Source organism: Mucilaginibacter sp. SG538B, assembly GCF_013376065.1.
Taxonomy (GTDB): Bacteria; Bacteroidota; Bacteroidia; order Sphingobacteriales; family Sphingobacteriaceae; genus Mucilaginibacter; species Mucilaginibacter rubeus.
On sequence record NZ_JABMJI010000003.1, the window covers coordinates 1048612 to 1072570 of the forward strand.

The 23959-nt window shown below is 43.5% G+C and carries 18 protein-coding genes; 9 read left to right on the forward strand and 9 right to left on the reverse strand.

The window, feature by feature from the left end:
- Nucleotides 1-13: 13 nt before the first annotated feature.
- Both rlmF and FHW88_RS20490 read right to left on the reverse strand, forming a co-directional pair.
- Nucleotides 14-976, reverse strand: coding sequence for a 23S rRNA (adenine(1618)-N(6))-methyltransferase RlmF (rlmF, locus tag FHW88_RS20485; protein ID WP_255485380.1), 963 nt, complete (start codon nt 974-976; stop codon nt 14-16).
- A gap of 26 nt (nt 977-1002) precedes the next feature.
- On the reverse strand, nt 1003-1473 hold the full coding sequence (locus tag FHW88_RS20490) for a nucleoside triphosphate pyrophosphohydrolase family protein (RefSeq protein ID WP_218117247.1): 471 nt from the start codon (nt 1471-1473) through the stop codon (nt 1003-1005).
- Nucleotides 1474-1739: 266 nt separating this feature from the next.
- Between FHW88_RS20490 and FHW88_RS20495 the strand changes: the two genes are divergently transcribed.
- From FHW88_RS20495 to FHW88_RS20505, 3 genes are all read left to right on the forward strand, one after another.
- Nucleotides 1740-2063: a hypothetical protein gene (locus FHW88_RS20495; protein ID WP_090526322.1), complete on the forward strand. Its 324-nt coding sequence runs from the start codon at nt 1740-1742 to the stop codon at nt 2061-2063.
- Nucleotides 2064-2346: 283 nt separating this feature from the next.
- Nucleotides 2347-5121, forward strand: coding sequence for a TonB-dependent receptor (locus tag FHW88_RS20500; protein ID WP_176627694.1), 2775 nt, complete (start codon nt 2347-2349; stop codon nt 5119-5121).
- A 214-nt stretch (nt 5122-5335) separates the two neighbouring features.
- A complete protein-coding gene (locus FHW88_RS20505; protein WP_176627695.1) occupies nt 5336-5923 on the forward strand; it encodes an RNA polymerase sigma factor in 588 nt (195 codons plus the stop codon).
- Nucleotides 5924-5931: 8 nt separating this feature from the next.
- Here FHW88_RS20505 and FHW88_RS20510 read toward each other — a convergent pair whose 3' ends face one another.
- On the reverse strand, nt 5932-6486 hold the full coding sequence (locus tag FHW88_RS20510) for a dihydrofolate reductase family protein (protein WP_176627696.1): 555 nt from the start codon (nt 6484-6486) through the stop codon (nt 5932-5934).
- Between the two features lie 178 nt (nt 6487-6664).
- On the opposite strand from FHW88_RS20510, the gene FHW88_RS20515 reads away from it, so the two are divergent.
- The 3 genes from FHW88_RS20515 (at nt 6665) to FHW88_RS20525 (ending at nt 11211) form a co-directional block, all read left to right on the forward strand.
- On the forward strand, nt 6665-7657 hold the full coding sequence (locus FHW88_RS20515; protein WP_176627697.1) for a FecR family protein: 993 nt from the start codon (nt 6665-6667) through the stop codon (nt 7655-7657).
- Nucleotides 7658-7721: 64 nt separating this feature from the next.
- A complete protein-coding gene (locus tag FHW88_RS20520) occupies nt 7722-10385 on the forward strand; it encodes a TonB-dependent receptor (RefSeq protein WP_255485381.1) in 2664 nt (887 codons plus the stop codon).
- A 4-nt stretch (nt 10386-10389) separates the two neighbouring features.
- Nucleotides 10390-11211 (forward strand): DUF4249 domain-containing protein, encoded by an 822-nt coding sequence (locus tag FHW88_RS20525; protein WP_176627698.1) that lies wholly within the window; start codon nt 10390-10392, stop codon nt 11209-11211.
- A gap of 237 nt (nt 11212-11448) precedes the next feature.
- Here the strand turns inward: FHW88_RS20525 and FHW88_RS20530 are convergent, their stop codons facing one another.
- A complete protein-coding gene (locus tag FHW88_RS20530; RefSeq protein ID WP_176627699.1) occupies nt 11449-11958 on the reverse strand; it encodes a hypothetical protein in 510 nt (169 codons plus the stop codon).
- A 202-nt stretch (nt 11959-12160) separates the two neighbouring features.
- On the opposite strand from FHW88_RS20530, the gene FHW88_RS20535 reads away from it, so the two are divergent.
- Genes FHW88_RS20535 through FHW88_RS20545 form a run of 3 tightly spaced genes read left to right on the forward strand, consistent with a single transcriptional unit; the run spans nt 12161 to nt 15077 of the window.
- Nucleotides 12161-12865, forward strand: a complete 705-nt coding sequence (locus tag FHW88_RS20535; protein WP_176627700.1) for a 3'-5' exonuclease — start codon at nt 12161-12163, stop codon at nt 12863-12865.
- The gene (locus tag FHW88_RS20540) at nt 12849-14756 is read left to right on the forward strand and encodes a DUF294 nucleotidyltransferase-like domain-containing protein (RefSeq protein WP_176627701.1); all 1908 of its coding nucleotides are present in this window, start codon (nt 12849-12851) and stop codon (nt 14754-14756) included. The genes FHW88_RS20535 and FHW88_RS20540 overlap by 17 nt, the downstream gene beginning before the upstream one ends.
- Nucleotides 14757-14759: 3 nt before the next feature.
- A complete protein-coding gene (locus FHW88_RS20545) occupies nt 14760-15077 on the forward strand; it encodes a GIY-YIG nuclease family protein (RefSeq protein ID WP_229701582.1) in 318 nt (105 codons plus the stop codon).
- A 216-nt stretch (nt 15078-15293) separates the two neighbouring features.
- Here the strand turns inward: FHW88_RS20545 and FHW88_RS20550 are convergent, their stop codons facing one another.
- The 5 genes from FHW88_RS20550 to FHW88_RS20570 all read right to left on the reverse strand — a co-directional run bounded on the left by FHW88_RS20550 (nt 15294) and on the right by FHW88_RS20570 (nt 23862).
- Complete coding sequence (locus tag FHW88_RS20550; protein ID WP_176627702.1) at nt 15294-16361, reverse strand: glycoside hydrolase family 76 protein; 1068 nt, start codon at nt 16359-16361, stop codon at nt 15294-15296.
- A 97-nt stretch (nt 16362-16458) separates the two neighbouring features.
- Nucleotides 16459-17613 (reverse strand): glycoside hydrolase family 76 protein, encoded by a 1155-nt coding sequence (locus FHW88_RS20555; RefSeq protein WP_176627703.1) that lies wholly within the window; start codon nt 17611-17613, stop codon nt 16459-16461.
- A gap of 66 nt (nt 17614-17679) precedes the next feature.
- Nucleotides 17680-18816, reverse strand: a complete 1137-nt coding sequence (locus FHW88_RS20560) for a SusE domain-containing protein (protein ID WP_090526297.1) — start codon at nt 18814-18816, stop codon at nt 17680-17682.
- A 43-nt stretch (nt 18817-18859) separates the two neighbouring features.
- Nucleotides 18860-20488 carry a RagB/SusD family nutrient uptake outer membrane protein gene (locus tag FHW88_RS20565; protein WP_176627704.1) on the reverse strand — a complete coding sequence of 543 codons (1629 nt, stop codon included), beginning with the start codon at nt 20486-20488 and terminating at the stop codon, nt 18860-18862.
- An 11-nt stretch (nt 20489-20499) separates the two neighbouring features.
- On the reverse strand, nt 20500-23862 hold the full coding sequence (locus FHW88_RS20570; RefSeq protein ID WP_175489970.1) for a TonB-dependent receptor: 3363 nt from the start codon (nt 23860-23862) through the stop codon (nt 20500-20502).
- Nucleotides 23863-23959: the final 97 nt, after the last annotated feature.

Sequence of the window (23959 nt, forward strand, 5' to 3'; positions counted from 1 at the left end):
GCATCCTTTAATCCTATAAATCAGGGTTCAACCACATTTTCTGCTCCTCCGGCGTTAAGTAAGTCCAGGCCATAATTCGGCTTACCTTTTGGCCTTGCGACATATTGATGGTTTGCACATCTTTTACGCCTTCTTTTTGAAGGGCATTATACAAGGTCCTGAGATTTTCTTTTTTTGAAACCAGCGTGGTAAACCATAAAACCTGTTTCTCAAATGGCTTACTCTGTACTGCCATCAGTTTCAGGAATGCAGCTTCGCCCCCGGGATACCATAATTCGGTATTTTGGCCGCCGAAATTAAGTATAGGCTGTTTATCCTTTCTTAAACCAAGGTTATCCCATTTACGGGCCGAACCGGCAGCAGCCTCCTTAGCCGAGGCGTGGAAGGGCGGGTTACAGATTGTAAGATCAAATAACTCGCCGGGTTTAATGATCCCTTTAAAAATATCGGCCTTCTTGCTTTGCTGTCTCAATTCAACAGCAACCTTTAACTGGCTGTTTTGCTCAACAATACTTTGTGCCGATGCCATAGCCTCCAGGTCGAGCTCTGAGCCAACAAAGTTCCAGCCATATTCTTTGAAACCTACTATGGGATAAACCAGGTTAGCACCTGTTCCGATGTCAAGCACACGTACTTTCCGGCCTTTGCGCACAACACCGTTATTAACAGAAGCAAGCAGATCGGCCGCATAATGAATATAATCGGCACGGCCAGGTATAGGCGGACATAAAAAACCTTCGGGAATGTCCCAGTAGTTTATGCCGTAATGATGCTGCAGCAATGCCTTATTAAGTGTTTTTACTGCTTCCGGATCGGCAAAATTAATGGTAAAATTATCATATTCATTGGTACGCACAAACGGCCTCAGGGCAGGCGTGGCTTTGATCAATGCTTTAAAATCATACCCCCCGCGGTGTTTATTACGTGGGTGCATATTGGTTTTAGCCTGAGGCTGGTTGGATTCTTGTGCTGACAATGGAATAGTGTTTTTTTAGTTTATGATTAACCCACAATGCCATTCAGATCGGCAGGCGAATAATTGATAGATTTTAATGTTTTATGGTCAGAGGTGCGGTATACCAGGTACAAGCCGTCTATCTCTTTATAGTATGCATCTGTATTGACCGTATTTTTATAATGCTCGATGGTTTTTTCGGCCTCCTCAACTGTTTTGCAGGCTTTGCTCATGTTGGAGCGGTGAACCTCATCAAACAGCTCTTTAAATTTTGAGCCCAAACCAAATTCAAGTACCGCTCCTGATAATACATATTGCAGATCGCAGAGGGCATCAGCTACTTCAACCATGTTATTATCATTAACAGCCTGCTGCAGTTCTTTTAGTTCTTCGGCAATAAGTTCGATACGCAGATCACAGCGTGCTCTTGAGGGTATTGCAGGTTTTTCAATTATAGGGTGCTTAAAAGTGGCATGAAATTCGGCTACCTGGGTTAATGCACTTAAATCTTTGATCATGTTGTTTTAGGGCGATAAATAAACAGCTAAGTTAAGAATTAACCCTAAGGCTTTCAAAAAATTAGTATAAGCCGTATTAGGCCAAAGGTTATAAAACAAAAAATAAATAAAGCAACAACAATTAATAGCACTGATTATCAATTAATAAAAATTTAACATAAATAGCGATTGTTAACATAAACATAATATTAAAACCACATTATATTAACCTAACTTTGCACCGCGCAGGAAAAAACTGTGCTTCACCCGATCTCCAATCCATTCACATGAAAAATATAAAAGATAAAGCCGCTACTAAACAAGCCCGCAAAATTCTTAAGAAGCAATTAAAAGAAAAATTAGTAATCCAGATTGAAACCCTGGTAAGTGAATTTGGCCCCGATGCCGGCAAAACTAAAAAGGCTATCGACAAAGCTGCAAAAAACCTGGCAAAAATATTGGCGGCTAAATTAAGTCCTGAAGTACACGCCGCTCCCGCTGAACTCAAAGCAAAAAAGGAGAAAAAAGCAACCGAAGCAGCATCGGCTACTCCTGCAAAAGCGCCTGCGAGCAAAACAACAAAAGATACCGAGCCTGAAAAAGCCATTTAATTAAAAAAAACAAACGACAAAAAAGACATTAAATTCATTTTTTTAATACCAAAAAAGCCAATTGTTAAGGATTAAGACCTTTCAGCAGTTGGCTTTTTTTATTAATTCAACAATGTGGCATAAAAAAATACAACAATGCCAATATTTTTCATCACAAATCACCCAAAACAGTAAATCACGAGTGCAAATCTTCCAATAAAATTGATTTTATATTGACAATTATTCAATAATTATTAACTTACGTTAAAATTAACATTATTTCAATAGCCATAACCTCCGTTTTATGAAGAAAATTTTACTATTCGCCCTCGTTTTGCTAACCATAACTCCCCTATTGGCATTAGCACAAAAGAAAGCTATAACCGGAATCGTTACCGATGCGGCAAGCAATGCACCAATGCCCGGGGTGTCGGTACATATAAAAGGGAGCAATTTAGGTACAAGCACCAACGCAAAGGGGATATACACCATTTCGGCAGCGGCAACTGATGAACTGATTATAAGCTATACGGGCTACAAAACCATAACAGTTGCTATTAACGAACGTACTAAAATTGATATTACACTGGTTGGTGATATAGCCCAATTAAATGAAGTAGTATTGATAGGTACACGATCTGCCGGGCGGGTAAAACTTGAAACGGCGGTTCCTGTTGATATTGTTAATGTGGGTAAAGCGGCCTCAGTAACCGGTCGTATGGATATTACTGACATCCTTAACTACTCGGCTCCCTCATTCAACTACAATAAACAATCCGGTTCGGATGGTGCCGACCACGTTGAACTGGGTACTTTGCGCGGTTTAGGACCTGATCAAACCCTGGTATTGGTGAATGGCAAACGGCGGCATTCCACTGCTTTCGTTTCGGTATTCGGTACGCGCGGCCGCGGTAACTCCGGTGTCGATCTGAGTTCGATCCCAACGGCATCTATCGACAGAATCGAGATCCTTCGCGACGGCGCTTCGGCCCAGTATGGCTCTGACGCTATTGCGGGTGTTATCAACCTTGTTTTAAAGAAAACCACCGGCGTGTTTAATGCCAACGTTGGTTATTCTGGTTACTATGATCCCGCCTTTAACAGTGGTAAAAGTGTTGTTGCCTCTCAATACCCTCACGGTGGTGCTATTGATGGCAATGGTATCACCATTGATGCCAATTATGGTTTGGCTCTTGGTAAAAACGGTGGTTTCATCAATTTTACGGGCGACTATGCCAAAAACGGCAAAACCTTTCGCCAAACTCATGATACCACAACCTCAAATCCCAAAGCATTGCCTATAAACCCTTACAGGCGTGCCAATGGCGATGGATCGGCCGAGAGCGGCACATTCTTTTTCAACCATGAATCACCTCTTGCCGGTACCCGTACAACTTTATACAGCTTTGGCGGCTATAGCTATAAAGCATCTGATGATTATGCCTTTACCCGTAATTTCTCTGGTCGCCCCGAACGTTTCCCTACTGACAACAGTGGTAACATAATCCCTGTAAGCGGCATTATTTTTACTACTCCCGACGGCGAATCATATTACAATCCCATTATCCGCACCCATAATACAGATCTTGCCATTGCCGTAGGCGCAAAAGGTACCCTGGGCAATGCCTGGGATTGGGACCTAAGCAATAACATCGGCAATAATAAGTTTCACTTTTTTGGCTATAAAACATTTAATGCCTCTTTAGGGGCCGATAAAACCAATTTTGACGACGGCGGATCGGAGTTTCTACAAAACACCAGTAACCTGAACATCAACAAACATTTTGGCAATGTAATGCAGGGCCTTAACCTTGGTTTTGGCGGCGAATACCGTTACGAGCGCTATAAGATCTTTTCGGGCGAAGAGGCATCCTACAAAAATTATGATCCAACTGGCGTAAAAGCGGCAGGCTCACAGGGCTTCCCCGGCTATCAGCCCGGTGATGTGGTAAATGCCCACCGTTCGGTAGAAGGTGTATATGTTGATCTTGAAGGCGATATCACTAAAAAATGGCTGGTCGATTTCGCTAACCGCTATGAACATTACAGCGACTTTGGCTCAAACTTTAATACCAAACTGGCTACACGCTATAAAATTACCGATAACTTTAACATCCGCGGTTCATTGGGTACAGGTTTCCGTGCACCTTCGTTACAGCAGATCAATTACAGTTCAACCTTTACCAACGTACAGGGTACGGTGATATCTGAAGTTAAAATAGCGCCAAACTATAGCCCTATCACCAAAGCAGCAGGTATCCCTAACCTTAAACAGGAAAAATCAAAAAATGCCGGTTTAGGCTTTACCTTTAAACCAATGCCTGAGTTAAGCTTTACTGTTGATGGATACTATATTAAAGTTACCGACCGCGTTGTGCTTTCTGGCCAGTTCAGTGCCGATGACGAAACCCTCGACCCTACATTTACCAATGCCCTGAAAAACCTGCATGTAAGCTCTGCCCAGTTTTTTGCCAATGCTGTAAACACTACCAACAAAGGTTTGGACGTAGTTATTGACTACAACAAAACTATTGGCGCCAACAGGTTCAGGGTGCTTTTTACAGGCAATTTCCAAACCATGAAGATTGACAAGGTAAACTACCCGCCTATACTTGGTAGTACCCCTGCCTTGCGCGAAACATTTTTGAGCGAGCGCGAAAAGAAATTTATCCTGGCATCGGCCCCGCCTCAAAAACTTAGCTTAAACCCCGAGTTTAGCCACAAAAGCTTTACCGTAGGTACCCGCTTTACTTACTTTGGCAAAGTTGTGATTGATGGCTATGGCGACGGTACAACCCTCACCCCTACCGTACCAACTGATAATGGTTCGGCACAACTGCCCGACCAATATATTTACAGCGGTAAAGTTGTAAGCGACCTGTATTTTGCTTATAAAGTGGCGAAATCGGTTCGTGTATCTATCGGAGCGGATAACATTTTTAACGTACATCCTGATCTGGCTTATGTAAAGGGAGCTAAGGGATGGGCTTATAACAACGAACCATCAGGTCCGTTTGATGCCGTACAGATGGGCGAAAACGGCCGCCGCTTTTTTGCCCGGGTAGGCTTTACATTTTAAATAATTAACTAAAAAACTATTAACTGACTGATTCGATACAGGTCGTCCCGATTGTGGGGCGGCCTTTTTTATTTAGAGGAAATTCATAAATATTGATAGCTCTGTAACTTTATATGTTGATTAAACTCTAAACTTGTAAACTGTTAAAACATGTTAAATAGGTTCAAAAAATAAGATTTTGCAATCTATTTAACATAGCATTGCAGATAAAATAATGCCTGTACCAAACCAGCACATAGCCCACACCGACGAACAGTTATTACAACTAATGGCCCGCGACAACCGTGATGCCTTTACCGAGCTGTATAACCGGTATTGGGATAAAACCTTTGCTGTTGCCTATCACCGTTTAGATGATGAGCATGAAGCCGAAGAAGTGGTTCAGGAAGTATTTTTAAGCATCTGGCAGCGCCGGGCAAGCCTTAAGTTAACACATACAATGGCTACGTATCTTTCGGTAGCCATTAAATACAAGGTGATCAATCATCTTGATCGCCAGTACAGGAAACAACAGCACCTGGATGAACTCGCTTTTACCTTGCCCGAAGCAGACGACAGCACTATTCAATGGCTGGAGGAAAAAGAACTGCGCCAACGGCTTAACCACAGCATCAGCCTTCTGCCCGAAAAATGCCGCATCGTATTCCTGCTTAGCCGCGATGAAAATAAAACCTATGCCGAGATAGCTGCTGAACTGGGCATATCGCAAAAAACTGTTGAAGCGCATATGTCAAAGGCGCTAAGTTCGTTAAGGCAATCGCTGGGTATTTCTCTGCCGGTGCTAATTTTACTCCTCAGTTAACATACGCTTCAATTTTTAACATAATGAAGCGCGATACAGCCCGATTCAAGGGTCTTTGATTCAATTAGTTTTAAGCCTACATTTTCCTTTAAACCTACGGCTTCCAGCAGACTTCTTCCCTCACCTACAATTACGGGATGTATAACATAATGAAACTCATCAACCAAACCAAGTTCAATGAGTTGTAAGGGCAGGTTCACACCTCCTATTGAAATATTACCACCAGCCTGTTGCTTCAGTTTGCGGATCTCCTCGCCAGGGTTTGCTTGAGTAATTACAGAGTTTTTATCGTCAGTACTGGTCAGCGTCCGTGAGAAAACAAGTTTTTCAATACCGTCAAATGCCTGTGCAAATTCTTTTTCCTCTTTGGTTGATAAAGGATCTTTTGCGGCATCCGGCCAATACGGAACCATAAGCTCGAAGGTTTTACGCCCGTATACAATCAGGTCTACATCATCCATAAGTCGGGTAAAATGTTCTAATATATCCTTGCCACCGCTAAATTTGGTGTGGTCGCAGCAACCATCTAAGCTCAGGTTAATGCCGTAGATTACTTTTCTCATTTGATTGGTTTTTAATCGACTTTTTTAAAATTAGTAAATTTCAACCAGCATAACTTATACAGATCTTTATCTCACCAAAAAAGAAAAAAAAGATAGCGGTAAATATTTTTCATTTTCCACTAAGGGTATCTGCTTCCATCACTGACTATATGTGCAAAAGGTTGAAAGATCAGGCACGATGGAAAACAACACCTACAACGTAAAGGAGCTCGCTCATAAATTAAAACAAGGCACCATCAGTGCTGACGAAAAAGCCTGGCTTGATACCTGGTATGCCGGTTTTAATGATGAGGAAGTATTGTTATCGGCCTCGAAATACCAAAATCCTGAACAGCTGCGGGAAAGTATTTTGACTAAGATAACCGCGCAAATGGAAACACCGGGGCAACCTGCGCGTAAGGTATTTACCTTATGGCGAAATATAGCTGCTGCAGCGGCTGTGGTATTACTGGTTACCTTTGCCGCGCTTTACAAAAACCAGGTATTGGAAGTTATTGATCCTGCCAAACAGGTCGATCTGGTTACAGCTCCGGGCAAACACCGGCAAATCAGTTTGCCCGATGGTACCCGGATCTGGCTTAGTCCCGGCAGCCGCATCAGTTATCCAGATAAATTCAGGACTAAAGAACGTTTGGTAACATTGGAGGGTGAGGCGTTTTTCGATGTAGTGCATGATGAAGACCATCCATTCGTTATCCAATCGGGACAGCTTAAAACCGTTGTATTAGGTACCAGCTTTAATGTTAAGGCCTATCCCGACCAGATTATCTCTGAAGTTACGGTTATCAGCGGAAAAGTGGCGGTGCAGGAGCATAACCTACCCAAAAGCCAGCAAGCCATTATGGTACTTAACCAACGGGTCTTGTATAACAAAGCTGACAGATCGTTAATTAAGGAAAATTATCCCAATGCCTCCAAATTCCTTTCACAGCGTACCGGTTTGTTCAGTTATGACGGGGCGTCCCTGCAAACCGTAGCTGACGATCTGTCTCATCAGTATGGTATCCGCATACACCTTACGCCGGATATCACCCAAAACGGTTTTTACGGTCATATCAACACGAATGAGCCTATCGACAAAACGTTTAATAAACTTTGCGCCGTAATGGACCTTCGGTGGAAACGCGTCGAAAATCAATACTTCCTGCAACCTTTATCATCCAACAATTAACCTTTTCATTCTAAAACATCATCCCTAAAAAGGAAACAAACCACACCAACAATTTAAAGCAACTATGAAAACCAACAGACCGGCATGGCCCTCCATGCTGATTTGCGAAATAACGCGAATACCCTTCCGAACGGCACTCTGCATGTTGTTATTTTTAATGATGGCACTAAGCAAAGCACAAGCCCAGGGGCCTTTAGATAAACCCGTTACTATAACCATAAACAACGAACCGCTTAAGCAGGCTTTGGATAAAATCACAGCTGCCTGTGGCGTAAGGTTCACCTATAATGAAACAGTTGCCAAAAGCACTGTTAAGATCATTGTCAATGCCAAAAACCAGCCTTTGGGCGAGGTATTACGCAAGGCCCTTGCTCCGCACCCGTTTATTTTTACGGTGCTTGATAATGAAGTATTGATCAAATACGATGCCGGCAAGGTAAAAAAGCAGGCAGCCGCCGGCACTGATGGCAAATACACGGTAAGCGGCACCGTTAAATCAAAACAAACCGGCGAAACTATTATTGGCGCAAGCATTAGGGTTACCGATGCAAACTTTGGCACATCAAGTAACGAATACGGCTTTTATTCGCTTACACTACCTGCCGGTGACCATCAACTTTCGGTAAGCACTATGGGGCAAAAAGCCGCGGTTGTTCAGGTATCATTAGCCGGCAACCTTCGTTTAAATATCGAACTGGAAGACAATGCCCAGCAACTGCAGGAAGTAACCGTTAAAGCAGTGCCTCCCGGCGCGCGCGACCTGGCCAGCCCGCAAATGGGCGTTGAGCACCTCAGCATCCAGGAAACCAAAAACATTCCCGTGCTACTTGGCGAGCGCGATGTGATCAAAACCATCCAATTGCTTCCGGGCATCAAATCGGCCGGGGAAGGCAGCGGCGGTTTCTTTGTACGCGGAGGTGCAACCGATCAAAATTTGATCCTGCTGGATGAGGCACCCGTATACAATGCATCGCATTTGCTGGGTTTCTTCTCCACCTTTAACTCGGATGCCATCAAAAATATTAATATTTATAAAGGCGACATGCCCGCGCAATACGGCGGCAGGCTTTCATCTGTATTGGATATTAAAATGAACGATGGTAACAACCAGAAGTTTGGCGTAAGCGGCGGCATTGGCCTGATTGCCGCGCGCATCAATGCCGAAGGGCCTATTCAAAAAGGCAAATCATCTTTCCTGATTTCTGCACGGCGTACTTATGCAGATGCTTTCCTGGCCTTATCAAAAGACAGTATTGCAAAAAAAAGCCAGCTTTATTTTTATGACCTTAATGCCAAAGCCAACTATGTTTTAGGCGATAAAGACAGGTTGTTTGTTTCGGGATATTTTGGAAAGGATGTGCTTAAGGCTGCCGATATAGCCGGCATTAACTGGGGTAACACCACGGCTACCCTGCGCTGGAACCATATTTTTAACAGTCAGCTGTTTTCAAACACCTCGCTCATCTACAGCAATTATGACTATAAGCTTAACATTAAGCAGGATGTAAACGAATACAATATTTATTCGCAGATCCGCGACTTTAATTTTAAGGAAGACATGCAATGGTATGCCGGCGGCAAAAACACCATCAGCTTTGGTGTAAACAGCATTTACCATACCATTAAGCCGGGCGAAATTTCGGCAACCGGTAACTCTGGCGTTATATCTCAAAGCCTGCAAAACAGGTATGCCCTTGAAAACGCCGCTTATGTTACCAACACCTGGAAAGCAACAGACCGCTTTACCCTAACCTATGGGGTACGCCTGTCGGCCTTTACCATTCTTGGCTCAGGCGATTATTACGATATTGATGCTGACGGGAACATCGTAAGCTCTAAACATTACACTTCCGGCCAGGAGGTAAAAACCTATATAAACCCCGAGCCCCGCATTGCAGCGGCTTTCCAGCTAAACGATGTTAGTTCTATCAAGGCATCGTACGCCCGCAATGCGCAAAACCTGCATTTGATCTCCAACTCAAACTCGGGTTCGCCAACAGATAAATGGGTGGCAAGCACCAACTTGATCAAGCCCGAAATTGCCGATCAGTTCTCTGTTGGATACTACAAGGATTTCAACGAACACAACTATGAATTTACGGTTGAAAGCTATTACAAAAAGCTGCAAAACCAGATAGATTACCGCAATGGCGCCAATGTGTTCACCAATCAACCCATAGAAACGCAGTTGCTTTTCGGAAAAGGCCGTTCCTACGGTGCCGAGTTCTTGCTAAAGAAGAAAACCGGCAGGCTTAGCGGCTGGATCAGCTATACGCTGTCAAAATCTGAACGGATGATTGACGGCATCAATAACAACCAGTGGTACAATGCCCGGCAGGACCGCACCCATGACATTGCCATTGTAGCTATGTACAAAACCAGCGAAAAATGGACATTCTCGGCCAACTTTGTTTACTATACCGGCGATGCTGTGACCTTCCCGAGTGGTAAATACCAGGTTGATGGCGTAACTTATTACTACTATACCAACCGCAATGCCGACAGGATGCCGGCCTACCACCGCTTAGACCTGGGAGCCACTCGGCAACTCAAAAAAACAGCGAAATTTCAATCTGATCTAACCTTCAGTCTTTACAATGCTTACGGCAACCCTAACGCTTACCGCATATTCTTCCGCGATAATAAAACCGATGCAAGCCGCACCGAAGCTGTACGCACTACCCTGTTCACGTTTGTACCTTCGGTTACTTATAACTTTAAATTTTAAGCCGATGAAAAACACTATAAAATACATCACCACTATGCTTTTTGCAGCAACCTTAAGCAGCTGCGAAAAAGCCATCGACCTGAAACTAAAAGATACCACTCCGCAATATGTAGTTGAAGGCGTATTAACCAACCAGGCCGGCGGCTGCAAGGTATTATTAAGCAAGACCAAAAACTTCACTGATAATAATGACTTCAATGGCATAAGCGGCGCTACCGTTACCATTGCCGATGATAATAACAATGTTTACCCGCTTACAGCTACCAGCACAGGCATTTACCAAAACAGCACTTTAACAGGCAACCCTGACCATACCTATCAGCTTAGTGTGAGTGTTGATGGCAAAACATTCACCTCAAGCTGCTTAATGCACCCCGCCGTTCCGTTAGATAGTATTTACCTGGTTAAAGACGAACTTGAAAATAACAAGGACGGCACTCCGCGTAAATATGTTACCGTGCGATATAACGACCCTATAGCTACCAAAAACTATTATCGTTTTGTACAGTATGTAAACGGCCGCAAAGAAGAAACGATCATGCTGGAAGACGACGAATTTACCAACGGACAGGAGGTTAACAACAACCTGAGGTTTGACAACAGCAATGATAACCCGGCACGTGATATCCGCCCCGGCAACCACGTAACCATCGAAATGATGAGCATTGACCAGGCCGTTTACAAATACTTTTACAGCCTCAGTAACAGCGCTAATGGCGATGGGAACAACGCCGCCCCGGCAAATCCATTAACCAACATTAAGGGCGGCGCACTGGGATATTTTAGTGTGCATACGGTGGAGAGGAAGACGTTGATAGCGCCGTAATCTGGTTCAAGTTTAGCGACAGCGTAACTTGGACCTAAAACCGGGGAAGCATTCTGCTTGCCCGGTTTTAGTTAAAATGCCCCTTATTCAACCCGCTTCCAAATAAGGATTGTTTAACTCACGCCAAAAGATTAAGCCATTTTAGGAGGAAGTTACGCTATCGTTAAACATCGACCAGTAACAGTGGCAACTTATACATTTCAGACTGCCGACACAATATGTTTACGCCTGCTGCAGTTAACGCTCTGTATATAAATACTTTTTCATTGTTTTACAATTAAAAAAAAGGAACACACTTATCATCAACATGATCAAATTTACCTGGAAAGACAATTGAGGATATTTAGTATTGTCGTAGAAAAACAGTTTAATAACTACATTAAAAACATCGTAATAAAAACCGTAATCAAGACCACCCCAATTCTTTTTAAAATAAACTGATATATCAGGGCCTAAATTATTGCTAATGATAATACCTCTCCCGCGAAACTCAAGGCCAGAAATTAAACTATATATTGCGTTTACAAGTAAAATCAATTTACGGCCATTTTCGGATTCTTTTTTGAACAAAAAGAATAAGTTAACCACCACGACAAATAGATTAATCAACAAAACAGATATAAAGAAGATATTGAAATTTCCTATTATTTGGCTGATTTTTGTAATTAAAATAAAAAGGGTCACCAAACCAATAAAAGTTAAATAGCTTATCAAAGCCTTAATAAATTTGATCTTCTTATTCGTCATCATATTTTCCTATAAGTGTATATTACGAATATGCGAATTTAAGCCAAGCATTAAATCTGCTTTTAAATCAGCGGTTTTTTTTTCCATAAGATTTTAAATTAATGATCTGATTTTAATTCCTAAATAACTTTCGACCAATCAATGGTTTTAAAGGCAATTCACACTTGCTCCCATCATTCAAATAAATTCATAAATTTAGCATGTGCAAGATTACCTTTTATTCATAGATACCGAAACCTCCGGCCTGCCCAAAAAGTGGGACCTGCCCTATTGTGATAACGACAACTGGCCTTATGCCCTGCAGGTGTCGTGGATTGTGTACACCAATGACATGCAGGAGATAAAGCGCGAAGATCATTATATTAAGGATAATGACTTCACCATAAGCCCAAAAGCGTATGCTGTTCATGGCCTTACCCAGGAATATTTGGTTGAGCACGGTGAATGGCGGAGGGATGTAATGAACATGCTGGCCAACGATCTGCTTGAATATCAACCACTCGTAGTAGGTCATTTTATTGAGCTTGACCTGAATGTTGCCGGCGTTGAGTTTTATCGCACAGGAATCACTAATCCGCTTCAAAATTTAAAAACCTTTTGTACCATGCTGGCTACCACCAAATGGGTACAAAACCCGCAGACCAAGTATTTAAGGTTAAACCAACTGTACGAAGTACTGTTTAACAAAACATTCGACAGGCAGCACAACGCCCTTGAAGATGCCGAAGCTACCGCCGAATGCTTTTTTGAGATGCTGAAACGCGGCGATATTAGCGAAGAGAGCGTAGAGCACCAAGAGGTTTACCTGCAAAAAATCCGCTCCGAAAAAAAATACCTTTTACCCGCAGCCATCATTTTAATTTTGATCATCATCATAGCTTTTTGGTTATATGGTTCAACGTCTTGAATTTTTAAGTAAAGTATCCCCTTTTAATCTGCTTCCTACAGAAGTATTGGAACAGGTTGCCGACCAGTTGCAGGAGATCCGTTATAGTAAAGACACGGTTATTTACCAGCAGGAAGTAACCAAAATGCGTGGCGTGGATATCATTGCCGAAGGCGAATACGAATCCTTTTTTTATGACACCCAGCAAAATAAGCGGTTGTTGGAGTATCATCATTCGGGTTACTGCTATGGAGGTATTTCGGTATTGCTTAACCGTAAACAGTCTATCCGTACGGTAATAGCCAAAAAGGGCACAACCGTTTTCTTTTTACATCGCAAAGATTTCCGGTCGCTGTGCAAAGCTTACGAGGATTTTGTACAATATTTTACTGCCGATTTTGGCAAACGGATGCTTGATGATGAGTTCGCCCATTTTTATAAACGTCCGGCAACTTTTGAGGAAAGCTACATAGCTTCCGAACAAATGTACTCGCGTAAAATTGAAAGTATCGAATACCGCGAGATAGTATCCTGCCCTCAAGGGACCCCTGTTTATGAAACGGCCCGCCTAATGGCTAAACATAAGGTAAGCTGCATTTTTATTCGCGATGAACAAGCCAAAATTGTAGGCTATGTGACCGATATAACCCTGCGCGATAATGTAGTTGCAAAACAGGCAGATAACGCCCAGCCGGTTGGCAACATTATGGATAACCCTATCGTTTGCATTAGTACCAACGCTTATGTATACGAAGCTATTTTGATGATGTTCCGTACCAAAACCCGGTATTTACTCATCAAAAACGGGGATGAATTTGTAGGCAGCATCAGCAGGAATAAATTATTGTCCGAACAGGCGCAATCGCCACTGGTGTTTATTCAATCGGTAAAACAAGCCATTTCAGTACAGGAGCTTAAGCGTAAATGGGAATCGGTACCGCAAATGGTTACGCAATTGCTTGGCCGTGGTGTAAACGCCGAAATTGTAAACCAGGTGATTACCACTATTGCCGATACCATTGCCATAAAAGTAATTGAAAGCGTTATTGCAACTATGGGACAGCCGCCTGCCAAATTTGTTTTCATGGTGCTTGGCAGCGAAGGCCGTAAAGAGCAAACCTTTAAAACCGACCAGGATAACGCCATTATTTACGAAGATAAAGCCAACGAGCAGCGTGAGTTAGTGCGCGAATATTTCCTGAGCTTTGCGCAGCAGGTATCCGAAAAGCTTGATCATATCGGCTTCAGCTTTTGTACCGGCGGCTACATGGCCCAAAACCCCAAATGGACGCACTCCCTCTCCCATTGGAAACGCAATTACGAAAGCTGGATGACCGAGGCCGTACCCGAAACTGTGATCCAATTCTCTACCTTTTTTGATTGCCGCTACTTGTATGGCGAGGCCAGTATTATGGATGAGCTCAAAGAATTTCTGGATGAGGAACTGCAAAAACCGTTGGGCAAGATCTTCTTCCACATGGCTAAAAATGCTTTGCAATATGAGCCGCCCCTCACCTTTTTCAAAAACATCAAAACGTTCACCAAAGGCAGCCAGGAAGTTTTCGACATTAAAAAATCAATGACCCCTATCGTCGACCTGGTGCGAATGTACGCCCTGCGCCACCGTATTTTTGAGGTTAATACAGGCGAGCGGTTGAAGGCGCTAAAAGAGAAAGGTGTGTTCAACGAAAAAGAGGTTCATGAGCTGATCCAGTCGTACTATTTTTTAATGGGCCTGCGCCTCCGCAACCAGGCCTCCCAAATTATCAGGGACCGCACCGAACCCGACAACTACATCGACCCGGACAAACTCACCAAAATTGAAAAAGTGGCCTTAAAGGAGATTTTTAAGACGATAGATAACTTTCAAACAAGGATAAAGATGGAGTTTACGAATAATTTGTTTGGGTAAGGGATGATAAACGTTGGCCTGAATCAATATCACGTTTATATATTGAAATGTGCTGATGGTTCGTACTACACTGGAATAACTAATAATATTGAGCGAAGATTGATTGAGCATCAATCCGGCGAGAACCCCGCTTGCTATACTTTTAAACGACGACCATTGAAATTGGTTTTTAATGAAGTATTTAATGACGTTAATCAAGCAATTGCATTTGAAAAACAAGTTAAGGGCTGGAGGAGGGAAAAGAAAGAAGCTATCATAAACGGCACTTGGGATCTTTTACCGGAATTAGCTAAAGCAAAAAATAAAGGCCTGTTACCCTGAGCTTGTCGAAGGGTCGCGCGCAGAGGCCTGCCCTCCATACTTCGACGGGCTCAGTATGACACCCATTTTTTAAGTTGTCATGGGTAGGCTCTCGAAGCATGACAACCGTTTTATTTTCGTGGGCGGGCCTGTCACCCTGAGCCTGTCGAAGGGCGCGCGCAGAGGCCCTATCTGCCATGCTTCGACTGGCTTGGCATGACGGGCGGTAATCTTACCTTATACCCCCATCTCCTCCAACCTCGCATAAATCTCTATCATCGCTGCCTGGTCTATCAGGCTTTTGATGCGATGCTGGCCGAGCAGGTTTTTATCGTTCCGTTCCTGTTGCCATATACGGTTAGCGTCGTCAACAAAAAAACGAAATTGTGTTTTGTCTTTATCAACAAGATATAATTCCTGGTAGCCACGAAGTAAAACCGCATTGAACCAATAATTGCCGGGCAGCCGGTTGTTACGGTAAAAATATTGTTCGGAAGCTTTGGCTATGCGACGGGCCTCGGTCAGGTATTTTTTATCATGGGTGATGTTATAGAGCAGCACATTGGCTTGCAGCATAGCACCCGCATTGTATGTATAAATGGCCGAATCGATCTTTAACGACGGCACCTTTATGTTGTCATAAAATAAGCCGGATGGCGCCTGCAGGTTTTTGTTTGTCCAGTTATAAGCCAGCAAAGCGGTATCCAGGTATTGTTTGCGGCCTGTTGCTTTATACAGTTGCAAGGCCACCAATATCCCCGGACCATTTGAGCAGGTGTTTTTACTTTTCCGGTTGCCTTCTTCCCAATAAAAACCACCGCCTGCCTCATTGGTATAACCGGTTAGTAAAAAGCGGTAGATCATTTTAGAGGTTTCCAAATACTGTTTATTATGGGTACGGTTATAGGCATCCATCAGGGCAATGGCCACCCACTCGTTATCATCATAAAAACGCGAATCCTGTTTTTCCTTTGCTACCATGGCCTGGTAAGCCGGTGCAGGTGAACGAGGCGAATAATATTGCTGGATAGCAACCATAACAGGCTTAAGATATTGTTTGGAAGGTTCCAGCACTTCCATTTCGTTAGCGGCCTGCACCAGGGCACAAAGCGGCCACAAAAACGAATGGTTGCCCTTATTCTCAACCGAGTCGGTAGTTTCAAGATACAACCCTGTTTTGGTATCAGCAAAACAACTGTTGATATTTTGGTTAATGATTTTTATCCGCTCTTTGTAGCCGGGCGTTTGGGCACTTGTACTTAAGGCAACAGACAGACAAAGCAGGCTAATCAATTTAATTTTCATAGATAATTGTATTTAAGACAGGTATAAATCAGATACTAAAATAAGCCATAAAAGTGGTTGAATACTTTTATGGCTTTTATTGTTACAAAGTTGTTGTTTAAAATTTACCGGCCGATTTCAGCGTTGCGGCAGCTTCAACCATCATCACACCGCTTAACTGGGTAGTAAGGTCTGTTGTTCCCGATGGTTTCTTTTTCCAGTCGGGGCTGATCATGAGCGATGGCCGCTCGATACCGGCTGTGTAAAGCGTTTCGGCGTTAAATTTCAGGAAGCTGATAAACTTAGTCCTGTCGGTTTCAGCAACATCGGGGTCGAGGGCCAGCAGTGTAAGATACCTGATCAGGATTCCCTTAAATAAACCGCCATCACCCTGCCCTTCCGATTTCAGGATCCCACCCGGTGAAATATCTGTATCATTAATGGTGGCATTGGCTGTGTTTACCGCATCGGTAAGGTAGGCAGCATCTTTGGTAACATGATAAAGTTCCAATGCAGCCCCGATAAACACGCCCTGGTTATAGGTAAACTTCCACTTGCTGATCTGCCCGTCGCCATTGGCGTTGATACCATCCCAGATAATGCCCGAAGGATCAAGCAGGGTTTTCTTGAGCCAGGTATATAATCTTTTTGCTGTCGCGAGGTCGGCTTCATTTTTTTCCAAAGCATATAAACGGGCTGCAAAGATGATGGCCGGAGCATTTGCAGGTGTATTTTTATAATCCAACTGATTTTTACGCCAGGCTATACCGCCGCCCTGGTTGCTGTTTTCGCCGGTTTGAATATCTGTCCAAAGCGTGTGGGCTGCCGTTAGATAAGCGGCATCCTTTGTAGCATTGTAAGCCCTTAATGTAGCCAGATCCAGCCATTCCATATCATCGTAAAAATTATTGGAAAGACCGCCGTTAGTAGTTTTTATTCCGGCTAAAAGCGAGCTCATTCTTTGCTTGTAGATATCATTATTGGTGCGCAGGTAGGCATCGGTAAAAATATCAAGGGTATGGGCATTAGGCCAGTAATTAAAAGTGGTACTGACGGCATTGTTCGCCACAAAATAATTTCCGTTTGCTGATATGAAGGTTGTGTATGTTTTTTCCTGTAATGAATCGGCTGTTTCGGCGTACTTATATTCCACCTTTGCCGAAGCTTTATTGCCGTACAAGGGGAAAGGCTTATCCTTTAAACATGATGAAAAAGTCATGGCTATGCCGCCTACAAGGACAGCAGTAGCTATGTTGAGCAATTTATTTTTCATAAAATATCTTTTATCGTCAACCTGCCGCCATATTTTGGCAACACGGCGGCAGGTAGGCGGTTAATATTATTTAACAGTAACAGAGTGGGTATAAGCAGCAGCATCAGCGCTAAAGTCAACTACGATATCGGCGTTGTGATTATCGGCTGCACCGGTAAACTTAAAGCAGAAATCATATTGCGAGTTGTTAACCGGCACCATGTACCAGAATGATTTGGCTGTATTGGCATCCGGGCGACTGTTATCCGAATTTTTGCTGCCATAAAACTGGGTTGAAGTGTTACCCGCAGCATCTTTAAAGGTAAAGCGGAACTTGTAACGCTCATCCCTACCCCATGATTCCTGGTGAAATACAATAGAAGCGTTATCTATTTCCCATTTACCACCGGCTTTGTAAGGGAGCGGGAACCATACTTTATTATCTGCCGCAAACCATAAACCAACCTCCGTTACTTCGGTTATAGTAGCCGATGCAGATGTAAAGTCAACTACGATACGCTCAACTTTAGTTGCGCCGGTTACGGTAGTGCTACCATCTTTCAGCAGCTTGATACCATCGATAGAATAGGTAGCGGGCGTGCCTGTGTTACGCTCGGCGAAGTGATAAGTACCTGCTTTTAATGAAGTCCAGGCCTCAAATACACCAGCAGCAGTTTGTTTAAAATGTACCGCTTTGCTTAAGTCTTCGCCGCCTTCGGTAGCCGAACCTGTCAGGTACAGATCGGCAGGAATATCGGTAAAACCCGCGGCACGCTGCACTTCAATAATGCTTGATGCAGTCGCTTTAACCACATTGATACCTTTCGACGACATTACGGTCCATTTCAATTTACCTGTAGCCTGCGGTTGGATCCCCGCTAAATCGGCCACCTTATTCAGGTCTTTGTACGAGATGGTAAGCTTGTTGTAGAGTCCGTTAGCATCTGAAGGAATAGTATAAATTGGCTTTGAAAAATCGCCGCCTTCTTTATCAAAAGCAACCTCGTACAAAACCAGGCCATTGTCTTCGGCATGGGCTTCGGCCCATTCAAATGTGGCCGAACCGGTTACCGGCTCTAACTGGATGAATTTGTTATTTGCAGGAGCAAAAAGGTTGGTTACTGCCGATACCTGTGTATGTTGTAAGGTTTTATCCTTTTTGCAGCCTGTTACCATTAAAATGGCTATGATGCCTGCCATGAGGCAGTATGTAATATTTTTCATGATCGTAATTGATTATAATGTCTTTTTATAAATAATTAATGATTTACCAGCCCGGGTTTTGAGTTAGGTTAGGGTCAACAGCGCGCTCATCGCGAGGGATTGGCCAGAGGTAGTTTTTACCTTTGTCAAATGTGCGCAGGTTGGCCCTGATGTAGCCATTATCAACCGATGCCGGACCAAATTTGGCTCCGTGCGCCCAACCGTTCAGTACGGTTTCGGCAGTATGCCAACGACGGATATCAAACACCCGCAGGCCTTCCATAGCCAGTTCTACACGGCGCTCGTTACGAACTATCTCTCTTAAATCAGCTTGGCTTCCAGCTGCAAAATTTAATGCAGGGGCATCGGTAAAGCCTGCACGACTGCGCAAGGCTTTGATTGTTTTATCCCAAACACCGGCATCCAGCTGGCCAAGCTCATTTTTAGCTTCGGCATACATCAGTAACACATCGGCATAACGGATGAGGATCAGATTCAAACCCGACTGAAAATTAGTGGCAGATGTAGGATCGTAATACTTACGGATATAGTAGCCAGTCGGCGAACTTACCTTTCCGGGAGCATATTCATCAAGCTTGGTAGGAGCAGGATCATCGCCCGGTTTGGTATATATAACCTGTGTTGTGTTATCAGGCTTTTTCCATTGATAGCCATTGTAAACAATAGTATTGGTTAGACGTGGATCGCGGTGAACGTACGGATTGTTTTCGTCGTAGCCCGAACCTGCATCAGATATTTTTTTTCCGTTATCGATCAGGTAACTGTCCACCAGTTCCTGAGTTGGCGCAAGTGCATTCAAACGCGCGCCCACAGCCAGCGGGGCCATATCAAAAAAGTTGCTGTAGGTGCGTACAATAGGTACATATTCCAGGTCAAGTATTACCTCGCTGTTATATTCGTTTTGCGGCAAAAACACACCTTCATATGAGGGGAACAAGCTGTATGTACCATTACTATTATCGTTCATCAGCTTTTCGCAGGTGGCTGCTACATCCTGCCAGCGGCTTTCATATAGCAGCACCCTTGCTTTTAAGGCTATGGCTGCACCTTTGGTGATGCGCCCTCTGTCGGATTCTTTATAAGCGGTGTTCACCGGCAAATCGGCAGCTGCTGCATCAAGTTCTTTTAAAACAAAATCCACTACCTGCGCCTTCGGCGTACGTGCAACTGTTTTTGATTCTTCAATTGTAATATCGTGATCAAATAAAGGCACATCCCCCCACCAGGTCTCCAGCATAAAATAATGAAAAGCACGAATAAACCTTGCTTCAGCCTTCATACGGGCTTTCAGCGTTGCATCCATAGCGGTAACCTTATCAACATTCTCCAAAAAAATATTACAGGTTTTTATGCCGCTGTAGTGGAACCCCCACTCCTGTTTGATACGCCCTAACGACGGATCATATGTGCCCGCGGCAAGCGAGGCCACACCCTGGTTGTCACCACGGCCATTGTATGCATTATCCGACGCTCCTTCATTATAAAAGAAATAGTCGTTGTTATACATTTGAGTGTAGGCCGTATTAAGTACACTACCGGCCTTTTCAGTTGTCGTCCAGAAGTTGTTATCGGTAAATTTGTTTACCGGTGCCAGGTCAAGCTTTTTACAGGCCGGTGCCAACCCGGCAAGCAGTAAAAAGAAGGCAATTTTATGTGTTGATTTTTTTTTCATGATGGATAGTATTATAAGGTTACATCTAAGCCAAAACCATAATAAATTGGTGTTGGATAAGCGCGCGCGCTGTTTGCTCCACCTGCACTAAGGTTATTGTTGAACTCGGTCGATTCAGGATCTATAAACTTCATACCTGAAAAAGTGAGTACGTTTTGACCGGATACATAAGCCCGCAGTTTCTGCAAACCCAACTTCTTTGACCATGTAGCAGGTAAGGTATAGCCCAACTGCACATTTTTCACCCGCAGGTATTTGCCATCAAACAGATACATGTCTGACCCCCGCCTGAAATTATTTTCATTTGATTGACTACCGCTGGCTGCGAGTCTTGGGTAACGTGCGTCTGGGTTTTCAGGAGTCCAATAATCTAACTGGTGCTGATAAATAACCTGCGAATAATTTACGTGGAAGGGCTCAACCTGTTCGCCTCTTACAAACATGCTCCGCTTGCCCACGCCCTGTAAAAACAGGTTGAAGTCAAAACCTTTAAACGTAACATTATAGGTAAAACCGAAAGTCAATCGTGGGAATGGGTTGCCCAAAACAAACTTGTCGTTATCATCAATAATGCCGTCGCCGTTAACGTCAACATAACGATTGTCGCCAGGCGAAACAGTTAGGCCGGCTGGTTTAGGGCCTGTTTGGATATCATGGAGATTTTGAAAATAGCCATCGCGTTTTAAACCCACATACGAACCAATAGGCAGACCAACGCGGTTAATAACCTGCATCTCATCGTAAGTTTTTAACTGGTCGCCGCCTTCAAGGTATAAAACTTTGTTTTTACTATCGCCCACATTAAAGCTAAAGGAATGCTTAAAGTTTTGAGTGGTCAAATAATAATTAACCGTAAGTTCCCAGCCGTGGTTTTGCACCTTCCCCGCGTTATAACTTGGCAGCCCGGCGCCGAAAGTTCCGGGTACAACCGGCGGCAACAGGATATCACGTGTCGTTTTGTTGAAATAATCAACCGATACACTTAAACTGTTTTTAAAGAAATTGGCATCAACGCCGGCATTAAACGTTGCCGCGCGTTCCCAACGCAGGTTTGGATTGGCAAAATCAATAGTTATGCCGCCAACGCCGGAATTATTGAACCCGTAAGGATTGGGATTGATTGTTCCATCACCATTGCGGTAGGGCCCATAAGTACGCAGATACTGATAATCGCGCACACTCTGGTTTCCCAAAATACCATATGAGGCCCTTAACTTAATATCGCCTAATTTATCGCGATAGTTTTGCATAAAGGCCTCTTCTGTTAACCTGTAACCGCCCGAAACCGATGGAAAAAATGCGTTACGATTTTGTGTATTGAATTTGGATGAAGCATCCAAACGGAAATCGAACTCGCCGTAGAGCTTGTTTTTATACGAATAGTTAGCCCTGCCAAATAACGAGTTAAGACTGGTTTCTACCGTATTATTATTGGTGTTTGATGATGCCGGGTCGATAACGGTACCTGTAACTGGGGTTCCTAACTCGGGGTCGGTATACTTTAAATAAAGCCTGTTTGATTTATTAGTGGTCGATTCATTAGCAACACCAATAAGTACATCAACATTATGCGATTTATTAAATGTTTTAGTATACTGCGCCAGGAACTGTGCATTGGTAAACAGGTTTTTGTCGTTTTCGTCGTTGGTGTTTCTATCAGCACCGTAGGTACCCGACGGATAAAAATTAACCTGCATTACCCTGCCAAACATGTGGTTTGATAGCAAGGTACCACCAAATACACCTTTTAACTTCAGGTCTTTAGTGATGGAAAGTTCGGCATTAAGATTTCCAAATATGTTATCATTATCGCGTAACCGATAGCCACCTTTTTCGAGTATTCCCAACGGGTTAAACTCGGTAAGCACATCATTGGTAAGGTAGCGGCCCTGGTCGTCTTTGATCTTATAATAAGTAGGTGTACGACCAGCATCAACAATAAGGGTACCGGTGCTGTACGAATGTTCTTTAATTTCGGTACGTGAGTAGGCAAGTATGCCTGTTAACTTAAGCTTACCATAATTACTGGTAAGGTTCATTCTATAATTGTAACGCCTTAAGCCATAATTGGGACCAACCAGGTTACTTCGCTGGTCAGTAACCCCGGCCGATACCAAGAACGTAGTAGTGGCGTTTCCGCCGGTTAAAGCCAGGTTGTGATTTTGCTGCCATGCATCTTTTAAAATTGCATCCAAAAACCATTGCTGATCGCCTTGCTGCTGAAAGTCACGAATTTGCTGCGGACTGTAAATAGGCTGCAAACCGGCATTCACCACAGCCTCGTTACGCAAAATGGCATTTTCATAACTATGCACCGGCTTGTACCCAACATGCGGTGATTGGATGCCAGCCTGCCCATTATATGAAAGCGTTGTACGCGAATTATTTTTTCCTTTTTTAGTGGTAACCAAAATAACCCCATTGGCCGAGCGTGAACCATAAATAGCAGCCGAACCGGCATCCTTCAATACCGAAACACTTTCAATATCTAAAGGGTTGAGCAAGTTGATATCGCCGCCCGTAATACCATCAATAACTACCAACGGGTTATTATCATTCAAGGTACTCATACCCCGTATATTAATATTAGCGTAAGCGCCTGGCTCTGAACTGGTTTGCTGGATGATAAGGTTTGGGGATGTTCCCTGCAAAGCTTGTGTCAGGTTAACCGATGGTTTCGTCTCGATAGCCTTCGAGCTGACCTGGTCAACCGCGCCAATAACATTGGCGCGCCTTTGAGTTCCATAACCAATAACTACCACCTCGTTAAGAGAGGTTCTTTCAGGGATCAGCTGCACGTTCAGCGTAGTTTGGCTACCTACGGGCTGTTCCTTTGTGGTATAACCAATAAAGTTAAACACCAGTACAGCGTCAGCATCGGGCGCATCAATGGTGTAATTACCGTTAATATCGGTTACGGTGCCAATGGTTGTACCTTTAACCCGTACGCTTGCGCCGGGTATAACTAAGTTGTTTTCGTCGGTAACTTTACCTTTAACTTTGATGGGTTGCCTGGGGCCCTGCTCAATACCGCCGGTGCTGCTTTCAATCTCGGGCTTTTCATCAATAACGATAACATCATCGATGATCTTATAGCTGAGGTTGAAGGGAGTCAACACCTGATCAAGTACTTCCTTAATACTTTTGTCTTTAACCCTAAGGCTTATGACATAAGTTGGTTTAAGTACATTATCGGCATAGGCAAATTTGATATGCTTTTGGTTCGAGATCTTATCCAGCGCGTCGGTTAGTTTGGCATTTTTTAATTTGAGCGTAACCGATACCTCCAGAAATTTTTGGCCAAACGAGTTGTTTGCCACGGCCGTAAAGCACATGAGGCAAACCACAAAGCAGGCAAGCGAGGTAATTTTCATTAATATTAATACATGACGAATTACTCCATTTGAAAATAGAGATATATTCATAGATTTGAGAAAATTAAAGTGTTTGAAATTCAAGTGCTTCGTTCTG